This window comes from Streptomyces sp. SM1 (assembly GCF_002910825.1).
GTDB classification, from domain to species: domain Bacteria; phylum Actinomycetota; class Actinomycetes; order Streptomycetales; family Streptomycetaceae; genus Streptomyces; species Streptomyces okerensis.
The window spans coordinates 1-4,763 of sequence record NZ_NEUB01000162.1 but is presented as its reverse complement, the minus strand read 5'-3'; the positions used below and the strand labels follow the sequence as shown (position 1 = coordinate 4,763).

Annotated in this window: 5 protein-coding genes; 1 reads left to right on the top strand and 4 read right to left on the bottom strand. The window is 73.5% G+C overall.

Annotated features, from left to right (window positions below):
* A partial coding sequence (locus B9S61_RS03630; protein ID WP_103540886.1) for a phosphatase PAP2 family protein occupies nt 1–570 on the top strand: 570 nt, incomplete at its 5' end.
* Nucleotides 571–577: 7 nt separating this feature from the next.
* Here the strand turns inward: B9S61_RS03630 and B9S61_RS03625 are convergent.
* The 4 genes from B9S61_RS03625 to B9S61_RS03610 are packed head-to-tail and all read right to left on the bottom strand — an operon-like array spanning nt 578 to nt 4,669.
* Nucleotides 578–1,903, bottom strand: a complete 1,326-nt coding sequence (locus B9S61_RS03625; RefSeq protein WP_103540885.1) for a glutamate-1-semialdehyde 2,1-aminomutase — start codon at nt 1,901–1,903, stop codon at nt 578–580.
* A gap of 8 nt (nt 1,904–1,911) precedes the next feature.
* Nucleotides 1,912–2,463, bottom strand: coding sequence for a dTDP-4-dehydrorhamnose 3,5-epimerase family protein (locus tag B9S61_RS03620; RefSeq protein ID WP_103540884.1), 552 nt, complete (start codon nt 2,461–2,463; stop codon nt 1,912–1,914).
* Nucleotides 2,460–3,725 (bottom strand): polysaccharide pyruvyl transferase family protein, encoded by a 1,266-nt coding sequence (locus B9S61_RS03615; protein ID WP_103540883.1) that lies wholly within the window; start codon nt 3,723–3,725, stop codon nt 2,460–2,462. The genes B9S61_RS03620 and B9S61_RS03615 overlap by 4 nt, the downstream gene beginning before the upstream one ends.
* A complete protein-coding gene (locus B9S61_RS03610) occupies nt 3,722–4,669 on the bottom strand; it encodes a glycosyltransferase family 2 protein (RefSeq protein ID WP_103540882.1) in 948 nt (315 codons plus the stop codon). Before B9S61_RS03610 ends, B9S61_RS03615 begins: the two co-directional genes overlap by 4 nt.
* Nucleotides 4,670–4,763 lie beyond the last annotated feature (94 nt).

Here is a 4,763-nt window from a genome sequence, read left to right as displayed (position 1 = left end):
GACAGCGGGCCCGGCGCTGTGGACGCACGGGTGTGGGCGGCGGTGGACGGTGCGGGGCCGGTCTGGCGGCGGGTCGCTCTCGCCACGGACTTCCTGGGGGAGCCCGTGGGAGCGGCAGCGCTCATATGCGTCACCGTGGCGGGCTGCCTGGTGCGGCGAACTCCGCGCGCGGCGGTGCTCGTCGTGGCCGGAGCCGGTCTGACGGTGGGGACGACGCGGCTGCTCAAGTCCCTGGTGGGACGCACCATCCACGGTGAAGACAACCTGTCCTACCCGAGCGGGCACACCGCCTTCCTCACCGCCTTCGCCCTCGTGCTGGCGCTGCTCGCCACCGGCCGGCTCGGCCTCGGCCGGGTGGCCGGCACGTCACTCGTGTTCGGCGCGGGACTGGCCGCCGGCGGCGCCATGGGATGGGCGCAGGTCGCCCTGGGCGCGCACTACCCGACCGACGCCGTCGGCGGCTGGTGCACCGCGCTGGCGGTGGTACCGGCGACCGCGTGGCTGGTCGACCGGACGGCTGACCGGCTGGGTGGCCGGCCGGCCGGCGCCGGTCGACGGGAATGGGGCTGACGTCCCGTCACGCCCGGGTGCGGAAGACCGGTTTCACCGGCCGGCCGCCGAGCCACGGGGTCGGGTCGCCCGCGTCCAGTGCCTTCCGGTACACCGCGCACGCCTGGGCCACCACCTCGACGGTGTGGTCGATGTCGGCGTCGGTGAGTCCGGCGCTCACCACGAACGACGGGGCCAGTACCCCGCCCGCGAGGAGCCGGCGCAGGAACAGGGTGCGGTACGGCTGTGACGGCTGCTTCTTCTCGTCGAGGGTGGCGAAGACCAGGTTGCTGGCCCGGCCCCGGACGAGGAGGTGATCGGCGACGCCCATGCCGGAGGCCGCCTCGCGGACACCGGCCGCCAGCCGTTCGCCCAGAGTGTGCAGACGGGCGGTGATGCCCTCCTCGGTGTAGGTGGTCTGCACGGCCATCGCGGCGGCCAGGGAGTGCGTCTCCGCGCCGTGCGTGGTGGACAGCAGGAACACCCGGTCGCCGGAGTGGCGCAGCCCGCCCCGTTCCATCAGCTCGCGGCGCCCGGCCAGCGCCGAGACGGCGAACCCATTCCCCAGCGCCTTGCCGAAGGTGGAGAGGTCGGGGACGACGCCGTACAGGCCCTGTGCGCCCGCCTCGGACCAGCGGAAGCCGGTGATCATCTCGTCGAAGATCAGGACGCAGCCGTGCCGGTCGGCGAGTTCGCGCAGGCCGGCGAGGTAGCCGGGCGGCGGTTCGGTGTGGGTGGCGGGTTCGAGGACGAGGCAGGCGACCTCGTCCCGGTGGCGGGTGAGGAGCGCCTCCGTGGCGGCCAGGTCGCCGTACGGGAACGACAGGGTCAACTCGGTGGTCGCCGCCGGAATCCCCGCCGGCATCGGTGTGGTGCCGATGAACCAGTCGTCGACGGAGAAGAACGGGTGGTCGGCGCAGAGGGCCACCCGGGTGCGTCCGGTGGCGGCGCGGGCCAGGCGGACGGCGGCCGTCGTGGCGTCGGAGCCGTTCTTCGCGAACTTCACCATCTCGGCCGTCGGCACCGTCGCCAGGAAGCGCTCCGCCGCGTCCACCTCCACGACGGACGGGCGCACGAAGTTGCTGCCGCGGTCCAGTTCGCGTCGCACCGCTTCGAGCACCCGTGGGTGGGCGTGGCCGAGGCTGACCGACCGCAGGCCGGAGCCGTACTCGATGTAGCGGTTGCCGTCGACGTCCCACACGTGGGCGCCGCGGCCGTGGCCGATGACCGGGGCCAGGCCGGCGGGGTACTGGTCGTCGCCCTTGGCGTAGGTGTGCGCGCCGCCGGGGACCATGGCGTGCAGTCGTTCGTTGGCCTGCCGCGAGCGGGGCAGGTCGAAGTCTTCGGTGGTCACTGGCGGCCTCACTTCTCCAGCTGCTTCAGGACCTCGGCGAGGCTCGGTGCCGCCCGGTCCCGCGGGGACGCCGAGGTGACCGGCAGCGGCCAGGGGATGGCGAGTTCCGGGTCGTCGAAGGCGATCGTCACGTCCTCGGCCGGGTCGTGCTCGCGGTCGATCCGGTACGAGGTGTCGGCGGTGCCGGTCAGCGCCTGGAACCCGTGTGCGCAGCCCGCCGGTACGTACAGGGTCGCCTGTGTCTCGCCGGACAGCTCGAAGGTGGCCCGGCCCAGGTAGGTCGGTGAGTCCGGCCGCAGGTCCACGACGACGTCGAAGATCCTCCCGTACGAGCACCGGACGAGCTTCGCCTCGCCCGCTCCGGAGCGCAGGTGCAGGCCGCGCAGCACGCCCCTGACCGAGCGGGAGAGGCTGTCCTGGACGAAGGCGTCCGGGTCCAGGCCCACCGAGCGGACCACCTCGGCGTCGAAGGTGCGGCAGAAGAAGCCGCGTTCGTCGGTGTACGGCGTCGGCTCGAACAGGTACGCGCCGCTGATCGCCGGGACTTCGGTCGCCTTCATCGGGCCTCCCGCGAGGTGTGGGTGGGGGCGGTCGTCGGGAACAGGGCGGCGGTCAGGGCGGCGAACTGCTGCCCGACGCGCCGGGCGGCGGCCAGGTTCCGCCCGGAGAGGATCCGCCGCAGCTCCGCCGACCGCCCCTCCAGCTCGCGGAACCGTTCGAGCAGCCGGTCGGCGTCGGCCTCGCGCGCCGGGTGGCAGTACTCGCCCAGCCCCATCTCGGCCATGAGCGTGTCGCTCTTCGCCGAATAGCTGAGCGCGAGCGTCGGTGTTCCGGCCTTCAGCGCGCAGATCAGATTGTGGTACCGGGTCGCCACGACGGTGTCGGCGGCCGCCGTCTCCTTCATCAGGTCCTCCAGCGAGGCCGTCCCGGCCGCGGTGACCAGCGGCGAGTCCACCGCGTCGAGGATCGCGTCGACCACCGGCCGGTCGAGTTCGTCGCCGGTGAGGAGCCGGACCGGTCTGCCGTCCTCGGCCAGCGCGCGGACGAACCGGGTCGTCCCGTCGAGGTAGCGCCGGTGGATCTCCTCGGCCCGGGCGCGGTCGTCGTTGCTCCCGTGGAAGTCCATGACACCGACGCAGACCGGGCCATGCGGGCGCTGGGCCGAGCTCCGCCGCGGCGTCGGGAGGGAGGACGGGACCTCCGCGTGGACCTTGTCGCGCGGCGGCGTCGGCAGGGAGAACGCGAGGTCCGCGTAGACCTCGTCGCGCGCGGTGTCCACGCCCATCGCCCGCATCGCGTCGCGGGACTGGACGTCCCGGAACGACCGGTACGCGGCCAGCCGTGTCGACCAGCGCGTCAGGGCCCGGGTCGGCCGGTTGCCGATCACGCCGGCGCCGACGCTGACGAGCGCGACCCGGGCCCCGGACAGGCGGCCGGCCGCGCAGAGCAGGAACAGCGAGTACGGGAAGCCCCACGGCCGCAGCGGCAGCGTGGTCTCCAGGACGCCCGTGCCCGGCACGATCACCACGTCGTGCCGGCGCACCCAGGCGAGGGTGCGGAAGGCGTCGACGAGTTTCCCCAGCGCCTTGGCGGCGATCGCGCCCGCGCGTGACGCGGTCCGGTACTCCCCGCGGTACCAGTTCAGCCGCTTCGCGGGGATCCCGTACCGGGCCGCGACGACCTCGGGCCCGCCGCACAGCGCGTCCACGACCGCCTCCGGGTGCTCGGCACGGAGGTAGTCGAGCATGGCCTCCAGCGACCCGTCGTTGCCGAGGTTCCCGGAGCCGAACAGGCCGAACACCCCGACGCGTACCGCGCTCACGCCTGCCGTCCCTCACGGCCGGCGACCAGCGCGTCGACGGAGACGCCGAGCCGGTCCGGGTCGGCCGGGGCGCGGTCCTCGACCCGCTCGCCGGCGCCGGGCCGGACCCGGCTGGTCATCCACGCGGCGAGGTGGCGGTAGCACGCGCGCCGGTCGGCGGGGGAGAGCGGCGCCCGCCGGATCGCCGCGGCGAAGCCCCATACGTACTCGGCGAGCAGCCGGGGCGTCGGGTGCAGGGGGCCCGCCCGGCGCGGGTCCAGGTTGACGCACCGGGAGCGCTTGGAGGGGTTCGCCCGCTCCGCGCGGGTGGGATGGTCGCGGCGGAAGTACAGCAGCTCCGGCACCTGGTGGAAGGGCCCGTGCAGGGTGATCTCGGCGACGAACACCCGGTCCGCGTGGTGGTAGCTGTCGTGCGGCTTCACCCGGCGGAGCATGTCGGCGCGCATCACCCCGTAGAAGTCGTCGCCGCCGGGCTCGAACAACAGGCTGCGGAAGCGTTCCGGCGCGTGCGGCGAGTCGGTGGTGAGCCCGTACGCGTAGGGGACCTTCACCTTGCCGTCGCCGTCGATGACGGCCTGGCCGCTGTGCGCCAGGATCACGTCAGGACGCTCGTCCAGCGCCTCCACGCAGGCCCGCAGCAGGTCACGGGCGTACAGGTCGTCGTGCGAGGCCCACTTGAACAACTCGCCCCGGCACTCGGTGAACACGTGATGGTGGTTCGGCGCGGCGCCGATGTTCCGGGGCAGCCGGAGGTACCGGACACGCGAGTCCTTCGCGGCGTACCGGCGGCAGATGTCCTCGGTACCGTCGGTCGAGGCGTTGTCGGAGACGACCAGTTCGAAGTCCTCGTAGGTCTGGCCCAGCAGGGCGTCGAACGACTCGGCCAGGTACTCCTCGCCGTTGTAGACGGGCAGGCCGATGCTCAGCCGGGGATGGGTGGTCACGGTGTCCTCACTTCGGGGATGGAAGGGTGGTGCTCGCGCAGGGCGGACCTCAGCTGGAGCCACCACACGGCCGATCCGCAGGCGGCCGCGGCGG